Below are 22,178 nucleotides of genomic sequence, written 5' to 3' on the forward strand. Positions count from 1 at the left end.
ACAGAGCTTTCACATTAAAAGAAAGGAGCTCATTTTGGCCTTCCAACCAGAATGAGATCGCAGCTTCAACATATGGTTTAATTCGTTCTGCACTGTAATGAACGAGCATGGAATTGTTGCGATGCTAAAGCATGACAAAGTTAAATTTGTTGATTAAGATCACATAATTGTTTTGCATAAAGGCAAAAATTATAGAAACTAAAATATTGGAGATTGCCTTTTATGTTGTTACTTGCTCTCTTGTTAATGACAAGCGGATTACTAATTATTAATGCTGTTTACGCTTACCATACGAAGCACATCGACTCACATTTCTTATCTACTTTACTATATTATCTAAAAATATTTCCCCTCTTCCTTTCCGCAAGCATGATGATAGGGTATGGTGTTAAATTTCTAACAAAAACCGTTAATAACCTAAGCTTTTCCCTTATCGTTTCTAAAGGGTTGGAAGTCTTGGTCAGCGTCGCCATTGGTTACATATTTTTAAAAGAGGTTCCTAGTTGGCGTACTGCAGTTGGTTTAAGCGTCATATTATTTGGTTTTTGGATTTTAAAAGGAAAATAAAAACTTTAACGTTGATTCCTGCTCTTACACTTACTTTGCAAGAGCGTTGATCCTAGCCACACTGACGCTCCTGGCTCATAAGTCAAGCGAAATAGGCTTTGTGGTAGCATTACTGCTGTTTCACTTTACTTCTTAAAAGAAGGAGAAGGGAGGATGGATAAACATACAACAGCATACTATAATAATGATGGCACCCATTTCTGAGTGCCATAACAAGTCAAGAACATATATTAAGAAGTGAAGTCAAAGTAATTCTTTTTTAATAACCTTGGTTTTTCCATTAAATCTTTAAAAGTGATAATATCCTCTAAGTTCTTTGTATTAATTAAATAGAGTTGATCTTCTATTTCCTTCACTACCGATTCATCCTGATAGACCATTCCACAAGCTCGACAAACGATAGTCGGTGTTTTCCTTATTTCAATAGCCTTCGTTCCATCTGGCAATTCCCAATAAACTGATTGCTCATCTGTACGAACTTCATTGCTTTCACACCAAGCACAATTTCCCACGATGCTATGCCTCCTTTGTTTCTACATCCACTTTCTGATATTTATCCTGCTGCGCACGGTACTTTTTCTCCTTTAATAAATCGCGTTTTTCCCTCTGATTCTTTAGTGAAGCATGTGTGGGATCACTTTCATACTGTTCACGACGGTGCAATCTTTCAATCCCTTCTGGTATAAGGTTAAATTGTTGATCATTCATTAAGGCAGAGACTCCAATATTTGACCTTTTTTCCTCCATTTCTGGATAAATCTCTTTAAAATATTCTTCAGCCGTGCCTGGAGTATAGGACTCTGGTTCAGGGTAGGTTGTTATAACTCCTTCAAAGTTTCGAAGTACAACCTTATTTGCACTTTGTGAAATTAAATAATTGGGCTGAAGCGAAATCTTTCCACCACCCCCGGGAGCATCAACGACAAAGGTCGGAACTGCATAGCCCGATGTATGTCCTCTTAAGCCTTCAATAATTTCTAACCCCTTTGAAATTGGAGCTCTGAAATGGCCAATTCCTTCTGATAAATCACATTGATAAATATAATACGGACGAACGCGAATCTTCACTAAATCGTGCATTAATTTTTTCATGATTGGAACACTGTCATTGATTCCAGCTAAAATCACAGATTGATTTCCAACTGGCACACCTGCATTGGCGAGCATTTCGCATGCACGCTTAGAATCTTCCGTTATTTCAATCGATGTGTTGAAATGAGTGTTCAACCAAATCGGATGATACTTTTTTAAAATATTGCATAAGTTTTCCGTAATTCGCTGAGGAAAAACGACTGGAGCTCGAGTTCCAATCCGGATAATCTCCACATGATCAATGTCACGCAAATTCTTCAAAATATATTCTAAAATCGTATCGTTAATAAGGAGTCCATCACCGCCAGAAATAAGGACATCTCTCACCTCAGTATTATTGCGGATATAATTGATGGCATTGTCAAGCTGCTTCTTTGGAACGCCCATCCCAATTTGTCCGGAGAATCTTCGTCTCGTACAGTAGCGGCAATACATCGAACATTGATTCGTAACAAGAAAAAGAACGCGATCTGGATATCTGTGTGTTAATCCTGGTACTGGAGAATCTTCATCTTCATGGAGCGGATCCTCTAAATCATATTTCGTCTTATAGATTTCTTTTGAAACTGGTACTGATTGCATGCGAATGGGACAACGAGGATCATCGGGATTCATCAATGATGCATAATAAGGGGTAATATTTAAGGGAATGGTTTTTGTAGAGATCTTTACTCCCTCTTCTTCTTCCGGTGTTAATTGAATCACCTTTTTTAAATCGTCTAGCGTTCGAATTGTATTCGTTAATTGCCACAACCAATCATTCCACTGCTCTTCGGAGACATCCCTCCAAAGCTCTATATCCTGCCAATGCCTTTTCGGCTTATACAATTCATGCTTCACACTTTTTCCCCCTTAAATCATATTTATTATAATTTATGCAATATTCATGCCAAAGTAATAATATAAGGGGAAGAAAGGCGCCGGAATATTCATATGCAGCCTGCTTGTCTCCCATGCTGTAAAATGCCTTCTTTTTTTCGTTTCACAAACGGATGGGGGAAAAGAAGTGTATTGCTAGTGCTAAAGATAATACATTTTTCGTTCAGCTCGTGCGCAACCTCGACTTCACACGTCCTTCAATTGACTATAGCTAAAGGTTTCCTTCTCTGTAAGCGCGGTTAAATCAAAGGGACTTCCTTCAAAAAGAGGAGATGCTGGTTATTCGGCATCTAGTTCATATTTTTGAATTTTATACTGCAATGTCTGCCTAGGGAGTCTGAGCATTGATGCTGCTTGTTGAATATTTCCTCCTGTTCTTTGCAGCGCTTCCAATATCATTTCCTGTTCAAACGCAGCAACCCTTTCGCGAAAGGACAACGTTTCCCCACTTATTCGCTTAGCCCCTTTCTTTATGAATTCCTTTAACATGACCGGGAGATCGTCCAGCTCTAATTGCTCCCCGGAACTAATATTCATCATATACTCTAGGGCATGCTTCAATTCCCTCACATTTCCAGGCCAGGAATAGCTCAGCAGTACCTCTTTAACCCCATCAGAAATACGTAAAACCTTTTTGTTTAAGCATTGATTGAAGTATTTCATATAAACCTCTGATAAATATAAAATGTCTTCTTTGCGATTTCGCAATGCCGTTAGTTCAAATGTAAAAACGTTCAATCGATAGAACAAATCTGAACGGAGCAGTTTCTGATCGAGAGCTGTTTTTGGGTGAACGTTCATCGCAGCCATCACCCTTACATCAACGACGACATCTTTTGCGCCACCAAGCCGTCTAAAACGGCCGTCCTCAAGAACTCTTAACAGCTTTGCTTGAAGTTCAATCGGCATCGCGTGAATTTCATCAAGAAAAAGGGTTCCTCCATCTGCTAATTCAAATAACCCGGGGCGCTCCACTGCTCCAGTATAACTTCCTTTCGCCGTACCAAAGAGGATGCTTTCCAAAAGATTTTCCGGTATAGCTGCGCAATTTTGAGCAATAAAAGGAGCGCTGGCACGAGGTGATGCATGATGTATACCTTGAACAAAAAGTTCTTTTCCTGTGCCACTTTCGCCAAAGACTAATATAGGTGAATGGGAACGAGCAAGCTTCTCAGCCTCTTTTTTCATTTCAATAAAATGGGGATTTTTTGTCAATAAGTCTTGCAGTGTGTAAGAGGCCGTACTCTTCCTTTTCGAGCTATTTTTTCGGGCAAGCAACTGCCTTTGTAAATCTACAAGTTGCTCAGATAGTCTTTTCATCGTGCTGTGATCCTTTGCTATTTCCATCGCTCCAACAAAATGTTTTTTCACAAAGATCGGAAGCGTTGTATTCATCGTTTCAATTTTTTTGCCATAGACATTCGTATAGCTTTGCGCCTGGTTATAAATGGCTTTCTTTGACGTTAAAACCTTTAACAACGTACTTGTATGTTCATTAAGAGATGGAAACACCTGCAGCAGAGGCTTACCAATTACGTCACTAATATTTAATCCATCATGTCTTGCAGCTACTTCATTGTAATAAATTGTTTTTCCGTTTGTATCGACGACATGAATTCCTTCATCAATCCTGGACAAAATCGCTTTCAGTACTTCGTTTGAAATTGCAACTTCTTGCGGCAAACGTCACCACCTACCAATCCACTCATTGTAAAAATGACATGCTGAAAAATCGGCAGTAAGAGACGATTTTCCGGCATGTCGTCATAATAACTGAAATTATGGTGTACTACTGTGATAAATCCTTTACCCACATATTCATATTTTCTATTTTATCAAAAATATAACAATTATTCGTTAACCTTCCCCGATAACGATAGCCAAGCTGATGTAGAGCTGCGTTCATGCCAAATGATTGTGCCCTCGCAATCGAATAAGCACAAAATATCCCTCCTGCCACAAGTTTTTCCTCAAGCTTCGTTAAAAGGATTTTCATAAAACCGTATTGACGGTGTTCTGGCAAAGTCGCACAGTCAGTCAGCTCTGCATTTTTATAAAAATCATTAATCTCTGCAGACGCTGCACTGACCACTTGATTACCATTCTTAAAAGCTACATAAATTGTCCCCTCATCAAGTGTTTTTAAGATGTAAGCTGGGTCGTGTAGCGGTGTTGGATAAAGCTTAAATACCTGCTGATAGAGCTTTGCAAGCATTTCGACTTCTTCCTTTTGCACAAAAATCAATTTGTACTCGTCAGGTGGAGAATTCAACAAAAAATTCCTATCCAGTAATTGCACATCTTTGACGATTTCATCTTCTGATACGAAGGTATTACTATCTCTTCTATTATTATTAAAATACTTACAGCAGAAATAACAATCTGAACCAAGAAAAAAGCGGTCGATCATCGCCTCACATTGATAGCCATTTTCTAATAATTGGACAAACTGCTCTTTTCTCCCTTTTACAATCAGCTTTTCCGCTCCCGAGTTGACCGCTAGTTCCTCCGCTTTGGCAATTGCCTCGCTGAAACTGCCCTTTATATCGTCAATGCGAATTCGTTTATTATACGGATCATCAAATACATCCATTACATAGTTAGCGCCTGTAACAACCGTACTTGCCATTTCTTTTCTCTCCTTTGCAATAGACGTATCACAATTTAAAGCTAATTAACTTTAACTCAGTCATCTCCTCTAGTGCATATTTAATTCCTTCTCTTCCCATTCCACTTAATTTCACCCCACCATAAGGCATATGATCGACTCGGAAGGTCGGAAAATCATTGATCATCACACCACCAACATGTAATTCTTTTGCTGCTTGGAATGCTCTCCCAACATCCTTTGTAAAAACACCCGCCTGTAATCCATATTTTGAATGATTTACAAGACGAATCGCTTCGTCTAATGATGCCACTCGATTAATATGAACAACTGGTGCAAAGGCTTCTTCACATGAAATTTTTTCCTCTGGAGGCACATCTAATAAAACGGTCGGCTGCAAAAGCCCGTTTTCCTCATTTCTGCCGCCTATAGCAAGCTTTGCACCATTATTAATAGCACTTTCAATCCAAGCCAACACCCGGTTCCTTTCACTTTTTGAAATCATCGCAGAGATGTCGGTTCGCTCATTAAGAGGATTTCCAACATTCAATTCCTTCACCTTTTGTAGAAATTGTTCAACAAAATCGTTGAAGCTAGACTCATGGACATAAATTCGTTGAACAGATATACAAACTTGCCCTTGGAATGCAAAGGCACCTGCGACGATTCTCGGAACTATTTCTTGAAGCTCCGTATCCTTATCAACAATGACGGCAGAATTTGAGCCTAACTCCAGCGCCACTCGCTTTAAGCCAGCTTTTTCGCGAATCTGCTTTCCAACCTCGGGACTACCCGTAAACGTCACCATTTTGACACGGTCATCTTCGAAAAGCACAGCACCGACAGTACCTCCCCTTCCAGTAACAACATTTAAGGCACCTTTCGGTAAGCCGGCTTCATGAAAAAATTGTGCGATTTTATATGCAGATAATGGAGTTTGAGTAGCAGGCTTTAATACGACTGTATTCCCAGCGGCAATGGCAGGTCCAACCTTATGAGCGACAAGATTCATCGGAAAGTTAAAAGGCGTAATCGCGGCAATCACCCCCAACGGTTCTTTAACCGTGTACGCAATTCTCCCCTCTCCTCCAGGAGCAGCATCCATCGGGATCGTTTCTCCATAAATTCTTCTTGCTTCTTGTGCTGCAAATTTATAAGTCATAATCGTTCTATCTACTTCACCTCTTGCAGCTTTTATCGGCTTGGCAGCTTCTTTTGCGATGATCTGCGCGCATTCCTCTTTATTTTCTTTAATTAGTTCAACTACTCTTTCAAGAATTTCTGCCCGTTCATGTGCTGACATGGCACGAAACCGTTCCCCGGCGAATGAGGCTGAATCAATTGCTTTGATGACATGTTCTCGCTCAGCTATTGCTACTTCCGCAATAAGAGTTTCGTCGTAGGGATTTAATAGCCTTGAATATTCCGTTGTCTCTACAAATTCTCCGTTAATCCATAAAGATTGCTTCACTCTTCCCATCCTCCATTCTTTTATTTCAGATTGAGATTTGAAATCGTTATTTAAATTGTAACGAAATTAATTGTTTCTGAAAAGTAAGATCATTCAGAAAAAAGAGTGGTCGTCATTATGAGGAACCACATTTTTAAAGCATAAGCACATCTTTGTTCTTCAAATACTATGTCTCCTCCCCATCCAATCCAACTTCATCCCTTCACTGCTTGCTTTAAGTAAACTGGCTCACATAAAATTTCCACAATCTTTAAATAGAACATCCGTTATCAGCTACTGCCTCAATAAATATTATTGAGGTTATTCTATAAAGGAGAAAATAATAAAATAAAATCAATATTTTTGATTGACTTTCAGTAAAGAGTATATTAACCTATATATGAAAAGATACTCATATATAAATATAAATTTAATGATAAAGGAGTACAAAATATGACTGAAGAACAGAAAAATGAAAAAACGTGCCATGAGGGAGAACAACATTTAGATGAAGAGACATTATTTGTCGTTTCACAAACGTTTAAAGCGCTAAGCGATCCAACAAGAATTCGCATATTGAACTTATTATGTACAGGAGAGCATTCCGTCAATGAAATTGCGGAGACGCTAAATTTAAGTCAATCAAGCATTTCACATCAATTGCGTTTCTTGAAAAATTTAAGATTAGTCAAATTCAGAAGAGCAGGACAAACTCTGTTTTATTCGGAAGACGACGTTCATGTTATGAATTTACTGAAGCAAGCCATTGAACATGCTTCACATCATTAATCTAGGAGGAACTTAAATGGGACACAACCATGGACATGATCATACACATGGTGCAAACAAAAAAACGCTAATGATCAGTTTTATTATCATTACAGGCTATATGATCGTTGAAGCAATTGGAGGCTTCGTTACCAATAGCCTTGCGTTATTATCTGATGCAGGACATATGTTAAGTGACGCCATTTCACTGGGAATTGCATTATTGGCATTCACACTTGGTGAAAAAGCCGCTAATTATAGTAAAACATATGGATATAAACGATTTGAAATATTAGCAGCTGTTCTTAACGGAGTAACACTTGTATTAATTGCCATATATATTTTCTATGAAGCCATTCAGCGTTTTCAAAATCCACCTGAAGTTGCGTCAACTGGAATGTTAATCATTGCATCAATTGGCTTACTAGTTAATATACTTGTTGCCTGGATCATGATGCGTAGCGGGGATGTAGAAGAGAATTTGAACATGCGTGGAGCATACTTGCATGTAATTAGCGATATGCTTGGTTCCATTGGTGCCATTATAGCTGCACTACTCATCATATTTTTTGGCTGGGGTTGGGCAGACCCACTTGCAAGTGTCATTGTCGCCGCGCTCGTTTTACGTAGCGGCTACAATGTTACGAAATCTGGGCTTCATGTTTTGATGGAGGGAACACCACAAAATGTAAATGTGGACGACGTGGTGCAAACAATCCAAAATACAAAAGGCATTCAAGGTGTTCATGATTTGCATATTTGGTCAATTACAAGTGGCCTAAATTCACTTTCCTGCCATGCAGTTGTTGATGACCAAATGTCCATTGCTGAAAGTGAACAAATGCTTCGTAATATTGAACATAAACTCGAACATAAAAATATTCACCACATGACGATTCAGTTAGAAACATCAGCCCATCTTCATGATGATTCGATTTTATGTAAAGCGAAGGCTGAATCATCTGGAAACCACCATCATCACCATCACTGATGGAAATGCATTTGAATCCTCTCAATCATGATTGAGAGGATTCTTTGTTTCAATGCAAAACAACATGTACTACTCATCGTTCACAGACAATACAGCAGCAGCCTCATGAAGGTTTAAAAATTAAGGGTTCCTATTTTTAAGAGAACGTTGCACACCAAAAAAATAGAGAAAGGTGACTTAGAGCAGTGCTCAAGGTCGCCTTTCTTCATTAAAATTTGTGATGTCTTTTTTATACAGTTATTGATTCTGTTTTTAAAGAGTTTTTACTCTTTTCAACAATATCACGTGCAATCCATACTCCACAAGCGCTTGCCTGAGCAAGTCCTCTTGTTACACCAGCACCATCCCCTCCAACATAAAGACCGCTAATTTCTGTTTCAAAGCGATCATTTAGCTTTGGACGCGCTGAATAAAATTTCGCCTCTACTCCGTAAAATAAGGTATGTTCAGAAGCAAGCCCTGGTGAAACAGCATTTAACGCTTCTGTCATTTCTACTAAGCTCTTCAACGTGTTGTAAGGTAAAACTAGGCCTAAGTCGCCTGGAACGGCTTCTTTCAACGTCGGTTCGATAAAACCTTCTTTAATTCGTTTTTCTGTTGATCTTCTTCCCTTTAAAATATCGCCATACTTTTGTACAATGATACCGCCATTTGATAATGCATTAGCGAGCTTGGAAATGGCAATGGCATATTCATTCGGTTTATCAAATGGCTCTGAGAAGGTGTGAGAAACAAGCAATGCAAAATTCGTATTTGGGCTCCCAAGCTTCGGGTCTTTATATGCATGTCCGTTTGCTAGCATCGTGCCAGAGTGATTTTCCACAACGACATGCCCGGAAGGATTGCTGCAAAAGGTTCGCACTCGGGTGCCAACAGAAGTATTAAACGTAAATTTCCCTTCGTATAAGTGCTCATTGATTTCTTCCATCACGATATTTGAAGTTTCAACACGAACCCCTACATCAACTTGATTGCTGATCATCTTTAGCCGCCTTGATTTTAATAGCTTAGCTAACCAGACACTTCCATCTCTTCCTGGTGCAATAACAACCTTATCAGCAGAAATCGATTCACCCGATTTCAATTGCACACCTGTTATTTTATGTCCTTCTGAAGTTCTCTCAGTCATTAAATCTTCCACTTCTGTTTTAAAAGCCATATCAATTTTTTCTGTTAAGTAACCATAAATATCCTGAAGGATTTGCAGATTTTGTTCCGTGCCCAAATGCCTCACTTGAGCGCGAAGTAATTTTAAACCGGCTGCATAAGCTCGTCTTTCAATATCTTTTACTGCTGGCGTCAACGGATCCGTAATACTTGTCGTTGCTCCATGTTTCAAGTTAATTTCATCCACATATTTTATCAGTTCAATGACTTGTGAATCTGACAAATAATCAGTCATCCAGCCACCAAACTCACTTGTAATATTAAATTTCCCATCAGAATAAGCACCAGCTCCACCAAACCCATTTGTAATTGAACAAGCTGGCAAACATCCAGCAAATTCTTTTCTTCCTGCTGCCGGTGGGCATTTTTCAATTTTCTTTTGCAGAATAGGGCAATTTCTTTTAAAAATATCATGGCCTTTATCTATCAAAACAATCTTTGCTTCTGGCATCTTTAATGTTAATTCATAACATGTAAAAATTCCGGCAGGTCCTGCTCCAACAACGATTACATCATAGTTTGTTTTCATCGTTCATCCCCCTGTCGCCGCTCTCGTTTTTCGTGTTTTTTCAAATCCTTTAATAATATAGCAAAGAAACTAAGGGGGGTCAACAATAAAATACGAACTTTAATTTGAAATAATTACAAAAATGTTCGTCAATTGACAAACTTCGCTATTTTTTACCTTGTCTTCTTATATAAGACGCCCAAGTTCAAAATAGGACAAAATGAACAGTATTGTTTCAACTAAAACAGATAAAAAAGGAATTACCATAAAACAAGGTAATTCCATGTGTTCAATCTTATTTACAATAACAAGCACCAATAATAATCAATAGGATGAAGAGAACGACTATTAGCGCAAACCCTCCGCGATAACCGCCAACAGCTACTCCTCCTACAGCTGGTGCTGGATAAGCATATCCAGTATAGCAAGGGTCATATCCACAACCATCATATCCATACCCGTACATTCTATCTCCACTCCTTCGTTTTTTTAGTCAATCGATTCTACACTTCAAGCAAAAATAAACAGTAAGCTTTCGCCTGTGTACTGCAATTTTTTACTGTAGAATCAATTTAGGTTGTTATCACTGCTAATGTATGTAGTAGGTACTTGACCCGTATGTGTATTTGCCCAAATTGTACAATGTAATGAAAAAGAATTTAAAAAAGCAACCCATAAAAAGGATTGAGGTTCTCTTTTTATAGGTTGCTTCTATATCAATTCTCTGTAAATAATTTTAAGTATTCCCCATACCCTTCTTCTTCAAGCTTTTCTTTAGGAATAAATCGAGTAGCTGCAGAATTGATGCAATATCGTAATCCAGTTGGTCCAGGACCGTCGTCAAAAACATGGCCAAGATGAGAATCGGCTGTTTTACTCCGAACTTCTGTCCGGATCATAAAATGACTCCGATCTTTTTTTTCAATAATTTCATCTTCCTCAATCGGCTTTGTAAAACTCGGCCAACCACAGCCTGCATCAAATTTATCTTTTGAACTGAACAATGGCTTTCCCGATACAATATCTACGTATATGCCATCAGAAAACTCATTCCAATATTCATTACGAAATGGCGGTTCCGTTCCGTTATTTTGCGTAACTTCAAATTGCATCTCAGTTAATTTTTCCCGCAAATCCTTATTTTTCAATTTCCTCACCCCAATGTCTTTTTATAAAATCGACTCTTCCTGAGCCTTTGCTATATGAGTGATATCTTGCCGGATTTTTGCGATAAAAATGTTGATGATATTCCTCTGCTTCATAAAACGGTGTTGCCGGCAAAATTTTGGTGACAATTGGTTTTTGAAAGCGGCCGCTTTCTTGCAGACGCCTTTTGGACTCCTCTGCTATCTTCTTTTGTTCTTCATTATGATAAAATATGGCCGTCTGATATGATTCTCCCCGATCATAGAACTGGCCGCCAGGATCCGTCGGATCAATTTGTTGCCAATAAATCTCTAACAATTTTTCATAGGGAAACTGTTTTTGGTCAAACGTGATCTGTACAGCCTCATAGTGACCGGTCGTTTCACTGCAAACCTCTTCATAGCTTGGATTCTCCTTATGTCCACCCGTGTATCCAGAAACTACTTTAATAATGCCTGGTTGTTCGTCGAAAGGCTTAACCATACACCAAAAACAGCCGCCGGCAAAAGTGCCTACGTCGAATTCTCGACTTTCCATCAATTATCATCCTTTCAACTTTGTTAATATATTTAACTTAGTATTAGATTAAGGAATCAAATTAGGAAATGCAAATAACAAGATTTCATTAATAAAATATTGTCCCAGATCAGCTTGAAGAAATTTGCCCTGAAAGATGATTCCTCCTTTTCCTTTCAAAGGACAAATAAAAAAACGCTGCTCTTCCAAAGCGCTTGCTTTGCGGGGAGATTTGTCAATAAGCTCCTCTGAAATGTCATATCTCCTTAAGCATACACATTTGTTTAGCTCCGATTGGGGTACATTTTCACCACTTATAGTCCTCCATTACCATAGCTTCACATCTTAAAAAGAGTAAAATTCATTCTGTACATTCTAATAAAAAACGAACCCTTCCATTCTCTTTTAAAAAGAAAAGACTGTTGATAAACAACAAAGCGAATCAAGTTTGTCCACAGTCTAAAATTAGCCGAAAATCCGCTTATTAATTGGTTGGAACCAACAGGGAGAATTGAATATCATCATCGACTAAATCAAATTTATTCACTTTTACCTTTACATCACTTTTTAAATTCATTCTTTGCAAAGAAACGTAAATAAGCTCATCATTTGGCTGAATATTGACCCATTCAGGAAAATCGTATTGATCACGAATAAACTTTAATACATAGGAGACAGGCAACTGAATTTGACCAATCGAGATCGACTTTTGCTTCAAAATGATGTCTCCATTTTCAAGTGCTTCCGGTTCAAAAGTTAGCTTCATCTCAATATCTTGAGTAAAAACCTTCATCGTCCCATATAATTCCACTTCATCATTCAGGAGAACCTCGTACGCAATTGGACTTGTTAATCCTTCCTCCTCAATATAATGATTAATAATTTTGTTTAAATCAGCTTTTGTCGCTTGAATGTGAAACTGAACATCTTCTTCAACCGGCCCGTCCGTTGGTGGTAATGCTTTGTCTTTAATCGGCATATTCACCATAATCACAACCAATAAAACAAAGAGGATATTCAACCCGAGCAGGAAAAAAAATATCCATTTCCATTTGTTAGTCATCTTGTTCGTTCTCCTTCTTCACTGCCACAAGCTTTTGACCTACTGCTTCATTTTGTAAAACATGAAAAACTTGATTTGCCATTAGCTCGTATCCTTTATCATTTGGATGAAAATAATCGGAATAGAGTAAGTCTTCTACACTATCTTTAAACAGATCGGCGATTTCCACAAAAAGCGTACGATCATATTTTCTTAAAACGTTTTCACTAACATGATTCCATTTTTCAATGACTATATCCATTTCTTTCACGTCAGCAAGAAAAAGGAAGAAAGGATTGTACAAGCCAATTAAGCCTATTATCGCCTCATCGTTTTCCTGTCTAATCGTATCCATAACAGAAGTCAATGTTTTCTCATAGTGAATAAGTTCACGATCGAAATCTTTCATATCCAGCCCTGAAAAATTTTCGCGAACTACCTTCATAATATCGTTTCCACCAGTAGTGATTAATACTATGTCTGCTTCTTTCACCGCAGTTCTTATTTCTTTTGTCCTTAACCGATTCAATATTTGCGAAGTGCGATTTCCACTCACTCCAAAATTATGAAATATCGCTTCTTTTATTCCCTTTTGCTCCTCAAGCTGCTCTTGCAAATAAGGTACATAACCGCCCCTTTTTGTACTGTCACCTACACCTTGTGTCAATGAATCACCAACAGATACGATATGATATGTTCTCGGAATAAAATCATATGGAATGTTTTCTTTCGGTGTCAACGATGTCTCTTTAAATGAACTAGGTTGTTCTTCTATCTGATGGTTACAGGCAACTAAAAGACTAAAACTAATACAAAGAGTAAAAGAGGTGAATATTCTCTTCATCTTTTCACCTTCCCTATAAAGCTTTTATCATTATATCAAGGATTAAAGGAAACGAAAAGAATCCTCCTCTAACAATATAGAAAAGTAGACCTTGCATTAGAAGGTCTACTTTCATTTATTGCAATGCTTTTATATCGTTAATAATATCTGCAAATGGCACATCATTTGCCCCAGAGTAGTACTTCATGATCGTTCCCTCTTGGTCGACTAAATAAAAATAGGTTTGATGAATGACTTGATCCTCGTTCTCAGGTTTTTTCACATATGTCTTGAAATTTTCACCTGCGAAAGTTTCAATAAACGTCTGGTCATAGCCAGTTAAAAAATGATAATTGCTGAAATCCAAGTCAAACTTCCCACCGTAATCCTTTAATACTTCAGGTGTATCGACTTCCGGATCGATCGAAAATGAAACAAATTCAATATTTTCGATCTTCTCGTCCTTCGCCATTTGCTGAAGTTTTGTCATATTGTGCGTCATTGGCGGACATACAGTTGTACAGTTCGTGAAGATAAAGTCCGCAACCCATACCTTTCCTTTTAAATCCTTCTTTCCTAACTGCTCACCATTGTGATCAGTAAAAGTAAAATCATCCAAAGGCCAATTTAACGGATCCTTAACTCCGCTATTATTACCACAAGCAGACAACAATAAAACAAGCATCATTCCAATTAAACTTATTCGATATTTCATTTTTTCACCTGCAATCCCATTCAACATTCAAACTTTATTGTAGCAAAGCAATTGATTATTGGAAAGAAAAATGAATGAATTCTACATCATTCCACTTCCTCATCAAGCGGAACCGTAATTGTAAATGTTGTCCCTTGCCATTTTTCACTGACCACCTCAATTTTGCCTTTCATTCTTTCAATGATTTGATAGCACACCATCAATCCCATCCCAGTGCCCTTTTCCTTTAAGGAATAAAACGCCGTCCCTAATCGGGCAAGCTCCTCTTCAGTCATGCCGATGCCATTATCCTTTATTTCAAAAACTCCATTTCCCCCATTTTTATATACTTTTAAGCGTAACGTCCCACCGTCCTTCATCGCCTCAATCCCATTTTTTAAAATATTGATTAACACCTGGATCAATTCACTTCTATTACCGATCACTGTTATTTCATCCTCGATGACCGTCTCCAACTCTATATTCTTCGACATCATTGCATATGAATTCATTAAATCCATCGCTTTATGGGCCAGAACGACTGCATCCACTTTTTCTGTATTTTCCATATCCGGCTTCGCTAATGATAAATAATCATTGATAATGGTCTCCGCCCGATTCATTTCTTCAATCATTAATTTTACAAACATCTGTTCTTCTGTAGAAAGTTCTTTTTTCGACTTGAAAATTTGCAAGAACCCTTTCACAACCGTCATTGGATTGCGGATTTCATGAGCGACCGAAGCAGCAAGCTGGCCGATCGCATTCATTTTTTCAGCACGTTGAAGCTCTTTTAAAATTTTTGTCTTTTGAATAATGTTTTCCATTTCACCGATAACGTCCTCAAATTTTGACGTTTGCCGTCCTTCCTGTGATTTTTTGCCTAAATGCTTAGATGTCGTCGTTACCCGATCAAATAACAGTGATAATTGCTCAGTCATATCGTTAAATCGAGCAGTTAATTGGCCTAAATCGGACTGATCCTTTATTGGAAGCTTGACTTGAAAATTGCCATTACTTACCTCGTTAATTCCATAAATAATTTCATTTACAGGCTCAAGAACTTTATTTAAGCCTTTTTGAAAAATGAAATAAACAGCAATTGTAATGAAGAGAAATATAATACATAACGAATAAATTAATTCACTCTGAAAGTTGTCAATATTAGATGCATCGGTATGAATGGCCAATAAAGCAATGATGTTGCCGCCACTATCTTCAATCGGTGAAATTGCTGATATCCAGCTGCCGTCTTTTTTATCGTAGAGGCTGCTCGATGTCACCTCTTTCGTTACTAACGTATTTTGCAGCGCCCTGTAAAACTCCTCTGATGCTTCGAAAGGCTGGAATGCCTCAATTCCTATTACTTCCTCACTGCTTTTCGATGAAACAACAGAGTACAATTTTTTATTTGTTTCATCCGGCATTAATATGAAACCATGAAATAAAGGAGAGTTTTTTTCATTTATCAGATTTAAATGCTCATAAATCTTTTGATAACTCGGATCAGAAACATTTCCAGCATGAATGATTTTTTTGACTTCTTCTCCTTCAATAGTTGAGCTCCATAATGACGCAAATCCTACCACCTGTCTTGTTAGTTGTTCTTTCATTTCCTTCATTTGGAGTGATAGAGCAATTCCTCCAGTGGCAAGAACCACCACCAAGGTAATGCAGAGCGTTAAAACCATAACCTTGCTATTCAAAGAAACATTTCTGAATAATTTCCACATATCAGTCCCTCATATTCCCAAGCTTTGTCTGTTAGTTCTTCCATTTCGACATAATTGGAAAGAATCCTTCTATTCACAAAAAAATGCTGAAGAAAAAGTTGTTATTACACAACTTATTCTTCAGCATTTTGATGTCACTTCATGATCATTCGAAATAATACATAAAACCAATGGCACCTGGCCCCGTGTGCGTACTAATGACCGGCGTTGTAAAAACAACGTCTATTTGCTCATAACCAGTAAATTCAAAGATCGCCTTTTTTATTTTTTGCGTAAGTTCAAGGCCTTCTGCATGTGCAATACTTACACATTTAATCGTTTTTCCTTTTACATCCTTTGCAAATTCTTCTGCAAGAAACTTCGCTGCCTTGCTATGGCTTCTTACTTTCGTAACCGGAGTATATACTCCACCTTCTAAAGACGCAATGGGCTTTATATTAAGCAAGGATCCAATAATTCCCTTCCCTTTTCCAATCCTGCCACCTTTGATCAGATTTTCTAACGTATCGACATAAACGAATAATCTAGTATTGTCGCGGATTTTTGCAACGGCTTCCAAAATTTCATCCACCGATTTTCCTGCATTAGCCATTGTTGCTGCTTCTATCACCTGGAATGACAGCGCTCTAGAAATGTAACGGGAATCAACGACCTTTACATTTCCTTTTGCCATGCTAGCAGCTGATTCTGCTGACTGGACAGTTCCGCTCATGCCACCAGTCATATGGATTGAAAGGACGTCATAACCTTCCTCATGTAGCCGATCATATACCTGCAAAAACTCTCCAACTGGAGGCTGTGAACTTTTCGGTAATTCTTCTGCCTCTTTCATTTTTTGCATGAATTCTTTCGCTGTAATATCTACCCTATCTATATAGGTTTTTCCATCAATATGTAATGACAAAGGAACCACTTCAATTTCATATTTCGCTAATACATTATCATCTAAATCAACTGTTGAATCTGTAACCACTCTAACCTTACCCAACCCATCACTTCCTCCATTTCATGTTGCTTTTCTCTATATTATACACATTTATACGTACAGAATTAAAGTCATGTGTCTAATATTCCTTTATTCTAAAGCGCTTTCTTTCATATGAGCAAAATAAGCCATAATATATGAACAATCGTAACACTTGAATATAAAAGTAAAGAGATGATAAGTAATCCCTTAACAAAGATTGAAGCCTGCCGATGTCGAAAAAATATGGCAAGAATAAACAAAAAAATAGACAGAATCGCTTTCAAAGAAAGAAAAAGCAAAAGGTCCACTTGAATAATATAATTCATAAATGGGTTTAATTCGTTTATCAAATCAAAATGAATACCGAAGAACGTCATTAAGCCATCGAAAAGATTCAGGATTGATAAAAAAAGCAATAATATACTTGTTTTCATTATTCTAACGGATTTCTCTGTTTTTCTTCCCATTTCTTAAACTTTACAAACTCTAAGTATTTTTGAAACTCAGCCTTGTCAACTCCGTTGTCAATTGCTTTTTTTATTAAATCGATCCATTCTTCGTCTAATTCTTCCGAATCTTGTCCAAGTAAATATTCAATCGTGGTGCCCAATGTCTTTGCCAATTTTGATAAAAATTGCAAGGACGGATTTTTTTGCACATTTCTCTCAATATAGCTCAAATATGATTTTGAAACACCAGCATATTTCGCCAATTCCGAGATAGAGTAGCCTTTCTTTTTTCTAAGTTCCTTAATTCTCCCACCTACCATGTTCTATTTCCCCTTTTTCAATCTTAATATGTACATTATAAAGAACAACAACATCCTTTAAAAAGCACATTTCTGATAGAATTTGAGAGGAAATAGCTAAAAATGAGAGTAAACAGGAGATTCTATAAAAATAATGGCAAATTTATATTTTTTCAAAATAATTCACATCATTTTCTCCGTACGCAAATATATAAAAAACCGAGCCATCGCCCGGTTCATTCTATTCCGAAAACTCTACTTCCCATTCCTGTTCTTTTTTCAGCTTACGTTTATAAACGATTTTTGATAAGTTAATACTAATTTCATAAAGGAATAATAATGGTATCGTGACTAGAACATCTGACATAATATCTGGCGGAGAAATGACTACCGCGATCACAACCAATACAAAATATGCATATTTTCTCACCTTTTGCAACACATAAGGATTGATAATTCCCAGAGATGTTAGAAACATTGCTACGACTGGAAGCTCAAATAAGAATCCAAATGGAAGGGTTGTATTCATAATAAACCGGAAATACTTATCCGCAGTAAAATTTGTGACAACCATATCCCCACTTAATTCAACCAAGAAATTCATTATTGTTGGGAATATGACGAAATAGCCGAAACATAGACCAACAATAAATAAAATAAATAGGGCAGGAATATAAGATAGGGAAATCTTTCTTTCATTCGGCTTCAAAGCAGGCTTAACAAAAAGCCATATTTGTAGAGCTAATACTGGGATAGTACCAGCAATGGCAATAATTGTACCAATCATGAAATAAATCCAAATAATATCACTCGGACCTAAAACAACGAGTTTAACATCCAGGTCACGAACAAACCATTCATATATATCTTTTACATAAATAAAGCCGACAATAAAAAACACAAGAAATGCGGCAACAGATAAAATGATTCTTTTTCTTAATTCATCTAAATGGTCTATTAAATTTAATTCTTTATCATTCATTAATGTCCCCTACCAACTACAAAATTTATACATCTAAACGAAAGGCCGTTAGAGGAATAGTATAACATATTAAAAAAAGATTTCTTAACCCATAAACTACAATTTCAGAAAAAAAGTGCAAGATAGAAATCTCACACCTTATTTTGTCAATTTTGTCATGTCTTTAATTTCTTTTTTTTCTTCTTCGAATTCTTCCATAACATCACTTGTTAGTTCTTTTGTTGATTTTTTAAATTCACGTAATGTTTGCCCGAATGCTCTTCCAATCTCAGGGAGCTTCTTCGGTCCAAAAATGATTAATGCCAATACTAATATTAAGATTAAACCAGGTACTCCGATGTTTGACAACATGTGTAGAACAACCCCTTTTAATAAGATCATTAATACGGTTAATTGATAACTCAACAATACCACTATAATGTTTGAAAAGCAATAATCGCAGCATCGATAGGACAATCAACCCTTCCTAATATGATTATAGTATTTTTTAATCTTTATAGGGGCATTATCCACAATTGTTCATAAGAAATTCACATTTTAGATAAGAAGATTAAAGAGATCCCGGTCCTTATTCACTTCTTTATAAGAAAACCCTTTTTTATTCATACGATCAATGAGAGCACAGTAGTTTTCTTTTCTTTGCAATTCAATTCCGACCAATGCAGGTCCATTATCCTTGTTATTTTTCTTTGTGTATTCAAATCTAGTGATATCATCTGTCGGGCCTAATACTTCGTCAAGGAATTCTCTGAGAGCTCCAGCCCTCTGAGGAAAATTAACGATAAAGTAGTATAGTAATCCCTCATACAAAAGTGATTTCTCTTTAATCTCCTGCATTCTTCCAATATCATTATTTCCCCCGCTTACGACACAAACTACATTTTTCCCTTTAATTTCTTCTCGGTACAGATCAAGTGCTGCAATCGGCATTGCACCTGCTGGTTCCGCAACAATCGCGTGCTCGTTGTATAACTCCAATATGCTTGTGCACACCTTTCCCTCCGGGACAAGCAATATATCATCCATAAGCTCCTGACAAATATCAAACGTTTTATTTCCAACACTTTTCACTGCTGCTCCATCAACAAATTTATCGATTTTGTCAAGGCAGATAACTTCCTTCGCTTCCATGGCTAACTTCATCGAAGGGGCTCCCAAAGGCTCCACCCCGATCATTTTCGTATTAGGGGACACACTTTTTACATAGGTGCTCAGACCTGAAAGTAGTCCTCCCCCTCCAATACTTCCGAAGACGAAATCAATTGGTTCTTCACAATCATTGAGAATTTCTACGGCAACAGTCCCTTGCCCAGCAATGACCATTTCATCATCAAACGGATGGATAAACGCACGTTTTTCCTGTTGTGCACATGCGACCGACTTATGATAGGCATCATCAAACGTATCACCGATTAACACAATCTCGACGTATTCCCTCCCAAATAACTCCACTTGACTAACCTTTTGCTTCGGCGTTGTTGTCGGCATAAATATTTTACCGTGTACGCCAAGTTGACGGCAGGCGTATGCTACACCTTGAGCATGATTCCCTGCACTCGCGCAAACAACGCCATTTCTTAATTGTTCCTCACTTAAAGATTTTACTTTATAAAATGCTCCTCTAAGTTTAAAAGAGCGGACATGCTGCAAATCCTCTCTCTTCAGGTATACATTACAAGAATACTTCTCCGACAACCGTTCATTTTTTTGTAACGGTGTATGGGCAACGATATCCTTGAGCTGCTGGTATGCAATAATTATATCTTCCACTTGCAGCCATTTTCTTTTTAGTACATTCTGTTCCATATCATTCCCCTACCTCTAATATCACAAAATTTTTAAAAAACTTCCTTAATTTAATTTGATTATTTTAACATGTTCTTCAGCAATTGTTAAGCCTGTTATTATAAAATTATTATTATTCCCATTTTTAAAACAAAAGATTTACTATATTTCAGTATTGTTCTTTGCTCATTTTCTCACATCACTTATGGAATGCAGAGCTGAAAGGCGTGTGAAACTTAGGTCTCACACGAAATGATCCAAATTCATTTTATCAACAATATTATTTTACACGGCCCACAAAAAAAGCCCCCTGAAATCAAGAGGGCCCAGCCTTATTTCCTGTCATAAATGACAAAGTCATAATCATATGGGTTTTGTTCGTCTTTCAAGCCTTTTTCTTTTGATATAAGCTGCCATTCATCCATTGCAATCTGGGGAAAGAAGGTGTCTCCTTCAAAACTTGCATGAATTTCAGTAATATACAGTCTATCAGCTTTAGATAATAGCTCCTTAAAAATCTCTGCTCCCCCAATGACGAAAAATTCCTGTTTTGGCTTTTGTTGACAAAAAGATAATAAAGTTTCTAGATCATGAAATACGGTACAATCATCAAATTGAAAATCTGCATCCCTTGTCAGGATTATATTCTCTCTGCCAGGCAATGGGCGGCCAATTGAGATAAATGTCTTCCTACCCATGATGATAGGATGCCCCATTGTTGTCCTTTTAAAAAATTTCAGATCCTCTGGTAAATGCCACGGGAGTTGATTATTTATTCCAATTACACGGTTGTCATCCATTGCCACAATAAAAGAAATCATACACTGACCACACCTTTAATATGAGGGTGAGCAACATAATCGACCAATTCAAAATCTGCAAATGTGAATTGGAATATATCTTTTACAGCTGGATTAATTTTCATTTTAGGTAGTGGATATGGCTTTCGTGTGAGCTGCAACTGCACTTGTTCAATATGATTATTATAAATATGTGCATCACCTAATGTATGGATGAATTCTCCTGGCTCTAGATCACACACTTGAGCTACCATTAACGTTAATAAAGCATAAGATGCTATATTAAAAGGCACGCCGAGGAAAATATCTGCAGAACGCTGATACAACTGACACGATAATTTTCCATCTGCGACATGAAATTGAAACAGACAATGGCATGGAGGAAGTGCCATCTTGTCCAGATCGCCTACATTCCATGCATTTACAAGTAAGCGCCGGGAATCTGGGTTTGTCTTTATTTGTTCAATCAGTTGGCTAATTTGGTCAATCGTACTTCCGTCTGCTGCAGTCCATGATCTCCACTGATGGCCATAAACTGGACCCAATTCCCCCTCAGAATCAGCCCACTCATTCCAAATTCGCACACCATTTTCTTGCAGATATTTCACATTCGTATCCCCTGCTAAAAACCAAAGAAGCTCATGGATAATTGATCTTAAGTGCAGTTTTTTCGTCGTCACCAGCGGAAATCCGTCTGCTAAATTAAAACGCATTTGATAGCCAAACGTACTAATCGTCCCTGTTCCTGTTCTATCTTCTTTTTGGACGCCATTTTCCAGAACATGCTTGCACAAATCTAAATATTGTTTCATAAATTCCACTCCTGACATCTTTCTACTAACTCCTGCTCCTCATTTTCTAGGGCAAGAGAAATTAAATATGGTTTATATTTTACCACAATTGGTAGTCTAA

At 37.4% G+C, this 22,178-nt stretch carries 24 protein-coding genes; 3 read left to right on the top strand and 21 right to left on the bottom strand.

Going from position 1 to position 22,178, the window contains the following annotated elements:
- Positions 1-222: 222 nt before the first annotated feature.
- Positions 223-567, top strand: coding sequence for a hypothetical protein (locus FCJ93_RS05895; RefSeq protein WP_095306414.1), 345 nt, complete (start codon positions 223-225; stop codon positions 565-567).
- 230 nt (positions 568-797) lie between these two features.
- Here FCJ93_RS05895 and FCJ93_RS05900 read toward each other — a convergent pair whose 3' ends face one another.
- From FCJ93_RS05900 to FCJ93_RS05920, 5 genes are all read right to left on the bottom strand, one after another.
- Positions 798-1,082: a YokU family protein gene (locus FCJ93_RS05900; protein WP_137743126.1), complete on the bottom strand. Its 285-nt coding sequence runs from the start codon at positions 1,080-1,082 to the stop codon at positions 798-800.
- A gap of 1 nt (position 1,083) precedes the next feature.
- Positions 1,084-2,499 (bottom strand): lysine 2,3-aminomutase, encoded by a 1,416-nt coding sequence (gene kamA, locus FCJ93_RS05905; protein ID WP_137743127.1) that lies wholly within the window; start codon positions 2,497-2,499, stop codon positions 1,084-1,086.
- Between the two features lie 318 nt (positions 2,500-2,817).
- Positions 2,818-4,221, bottom strand: a complete 1,404-nt coding sequence (locus FCJ93_RS05910; protein WP_095306417.1) for a sigma-54 interaction domain-containing protein — start codon at positions 4,219-4,221, stop codon at positions 2,818-2,820.
- A gap of 106 nt (positions 4,222-4,327) precedes the next feature.
- Positions 4,328-5,167, bottom strand: coding sequence for a putative beta-lysine N-acetyltransferase (ablB, locus tag FCJ93_RS05915; protein WP_095306418.1), 840 nt, complete (start codon positions 5,165-5,167; stop codon positions 4,328-4,330).
- 28 nt (positions 5,168-5,195) lie between these two features.
- Positions 5,196-6,626 carry an aldehyde dehydrogenase family protein gene (locus FCJ93_RS05920; protein WP_095306419.1) on the bottom strand — a complete coding sequence of 477 codons (1,431 nt, stop codon included), beginning with the start codon at positions 6,624-6,626 and terminating at the stop codon, positions 5,196-5,198.
- 423 nt (positions 6,627-7,049) lie between these two features.
- On the opposite strand from FCJ93_RS05920, the gene FCJ93_RS05925 reads away from it, so the two are divergent.
- Complete coding sequence (locus tag FCJ93_RS05925) at positions 7,050-7,385, top strand: ArsR/SmtB family transcription factor (protein ID WP_095306420.1); 336 nt, start codon at positions 7,050-7,052, stop codon at positions 7,383-7,385.
- Between the two features lie 16 nt (positions 7,386-7,401).
- Positions 7,402-8,355, top strand: coding sequence for a cation diffusion facilitator family transporter (locus tag FCJ93_RS05930; RefSeq protein WP_095306421.1), 954 nt, complete (start codon positions 7,402-7,404; stop codon positions 8,353-8,355).
- 229 nt (positions 8,356-8,584) lie between these two features.
- On the opposite strand, the gene FCJ93_RS05935 is transcribed toward FCJ93_RS05930, so the two are convergent.
- From FCJ93_RS05935 to FCJ93_RS06005, 16 genes are all read right to left on the bottom strand, one after another.
- Positions 8,585-10,051 carry an NAD(P)/FAD-dependent oxidoreductase gene (locus tag FCJ93_RS05935; RefSeq protein WP_095306422.1) on the bottom strand — a complete coding sequence of 489 codons (1,467 nt, stop codon included), beginning with the start codon at positions 10,049-10,051 and terminating at the stop codon, positions 8,585-8,587.
- Between the two features lie 274 nt (positions 10,052-10,325).
- Positions 10,326-10,496, bottom strand: coding sequence for a YjcZ family sporulation protein (locus FCJ93_RS05940; RefSeq protein ID WP_095306423.1), 171 nt, complete (start codon positions 10,494-10,496; stop codon positions 10,326-10,328).
- A 250-nt stretch (positions 10,497-10,746) separates the two neighbouring features.
- Positions 10,747-11,178 carry a peptide-methionine (R)-S-oxide reductase MsrB gene (gene msrB, locus FCJ93_RS05945; RefSeq protein ID WP_211344088.1) on the bottom strand — a complete coding sequence of 144 codons (432 nt, stop codon included), beginning with the start codon at positions 11,176-11,178 and terminating at the stop codon, positions 10,747-10,749.
- Positions 11,168-11,713 (bottom strand): peptide-methionine (S)-S-oxide reductase MsrA, encoded by a 546-nt coding sequence (gene msrA / locus FCJ93_RS05950; RefSeq protein WP_137743128.1) that lies wholly within the window; start codon positions 11,711-11,713, stop codon positions 11,168-11,170. The genes msrB and msrA overlap by 11 nt, the downstream gene beginning before the upstream one ends.
- Positions 11,714-12,176: 463 nt before the next feature.
- Positions 12,177-12,755, bottom strand: a complete 579-nt coding sequence (locus tag FCJ93_RS05955) for a YpmS family protein (protein ID WP_095306426.1) — start codon at positions 12,753-12,755, stop codon at positions 12,177-12,179.
- Positions 12,748-13,578 carry an SGNH/GDSL hydrolase family protein gene (locus FCJ93_RS05960; protein WP_095306427.1) on the bottom strand — a complete coding sequence of 277 codons (831 nt, stop codon included), beginning with the start codon at positions 13,576-13,578 and terminating at the stop codon, positions 12,748-12,750. The genes FCJ93_RS05955 and FCJ93_RS05960 overlap by 8 nt, the downstream gene beginning before the upstream one ends.
- Positions 13,579-13,693: 115 nt before the next feature.
- The gene (locus tag FCJ93_RS05965) at positions 13,694-14,272 is read right to left on the bottom strand and encodes an SCO family protein (protein ID WP_095306428.1); all 579 of its coding nucleotides are present in this window, start codon (positions 14,270-14,272) and stop codon (positions 13,694-13,696) included.
- An 86-nt stretch (positions 14,273-14,358) separates the two neighbouring features.
- Positions 14,359-15,984 (bottom strand): ATP-binding protein, encoded by a 1,626-nt coding sequence (locus FCJ93_RS05970; RefSeq protein WP_235879427.1) that lies wholly within the window; start codon positions 15,982-15,984, stop codon positions 14,359-14,361.
- Positions 15,985-16,129: 145 nt separating this feature from the next.
- On the bottom strand, positions 16,130-16,972 hold the full coding sequence (locus FCJ93_RS05975; protein ID WP_137743129.1) for a DegV family protein: 843 nt from the start codon (positions 16,970-16,972) through the stop codon (positions 16,130-16,132).
- A 107-nt stretch (positions 16,973-17,079) separates the two neighbouring features.
- Complete coding sequence (locus FCJ93_RS25855; protein WP_408014790.1) at positions 17,080-17,418, bottom strand: DUF5658 family protein; 339 nt, start codon at positions 17,416-17,418, stop codon at positions 17,080-17,082.
- Positions 17,385-17,720, bottom strand: a complete 336-nt coding sequence (locus tag FCJ93_RS05980; RefSeq protein WP_137743130.1) for a helix-turn-helix domain-containing protein — start codon at positions 17,718-17,720, stop codon at positions 17,385-17,387. Before FCJ93_RS05980 ends, FCJ93_RS25855 begins: the two co-directional genes overlap by 34 nt.
- A gap of 220 nt (positions 17,721-17,940) precedes the next feature.
- Positions 17,941-18,681, bottom strand: coding sequence for a twin-arginine translocase subunit TatC (tatC, locus tag FCJ93_RS05985; protein ID WP_095306432.1), 741 nt, complete (start codon positions 18,679-18,681; stop codon positions 17,941-17,943).
- A gap of 138 nt (positions 18,682-18,819) precedes the next feature.
- Entirely contained in the window at positions 18,820-19,032 is a 213-nt protein-coding gene (tatA, locus tag FCJ93_RS05990; RefSeq protein WP_095306433.1) for a twin-arginine translocase TatA/TatE family subunit, read from the bottom strand.
- A 186-nt stretch (positions 19,033-19,218) separates the two neighbouring features.
- Positions 19,219-20,487 (bottom strand): threonine ammonia-lyase IlvA, encoded by a 1,269-nt coding sequence (ilvA, locus tag FCJ93_RS05995; RefSeq protein ID WP_095306434.1) that lies wholly within the window; start codon positions 20,485-20,487, stop codon positions 19,219-19,221.
- A gap of 311 nt (positions 20,488-20,798) precedes the next feature.
- The gene (locus FCJ93_RS06000; RefSeq protein ID WP_095306435.1) at positions 20,799-21,287 is read right to left on the bottom strand and encodes a dihydrofolate reductase; all 489 of its coding nucleotides are present in this window, start codon (positions 21,285-21,287) and stop codon (positions 20,799-20,801) included.
- Positions 21,284-22,078 (bottom strand): thymidylate synthase, encoded by a 795-nt coding sequence (locus FCJ93_RS06005; protein WP_095306585.1) that lies wholly within the window; start codon positions 22,076-22,078, stop codon positions 21,284-21,286. The genes FCJ93_RS06000 and FCJ93_RS06005 overlap by 4 nt, the downstream gene beginning before the upstream one ends.
- Between the last annotated feature and the right edge of the window lie 100 nt (positions 22,079-22,178).

The sequence above is a fragment of the Robertmurraya siralis genome (assembly GCF_005502275.1).
Lineage (GTDB): Bacteria > Bacillota > Bacilli > Bacillales > Cytobacillaceae > Robertmurraya > Robertmurraya siralis.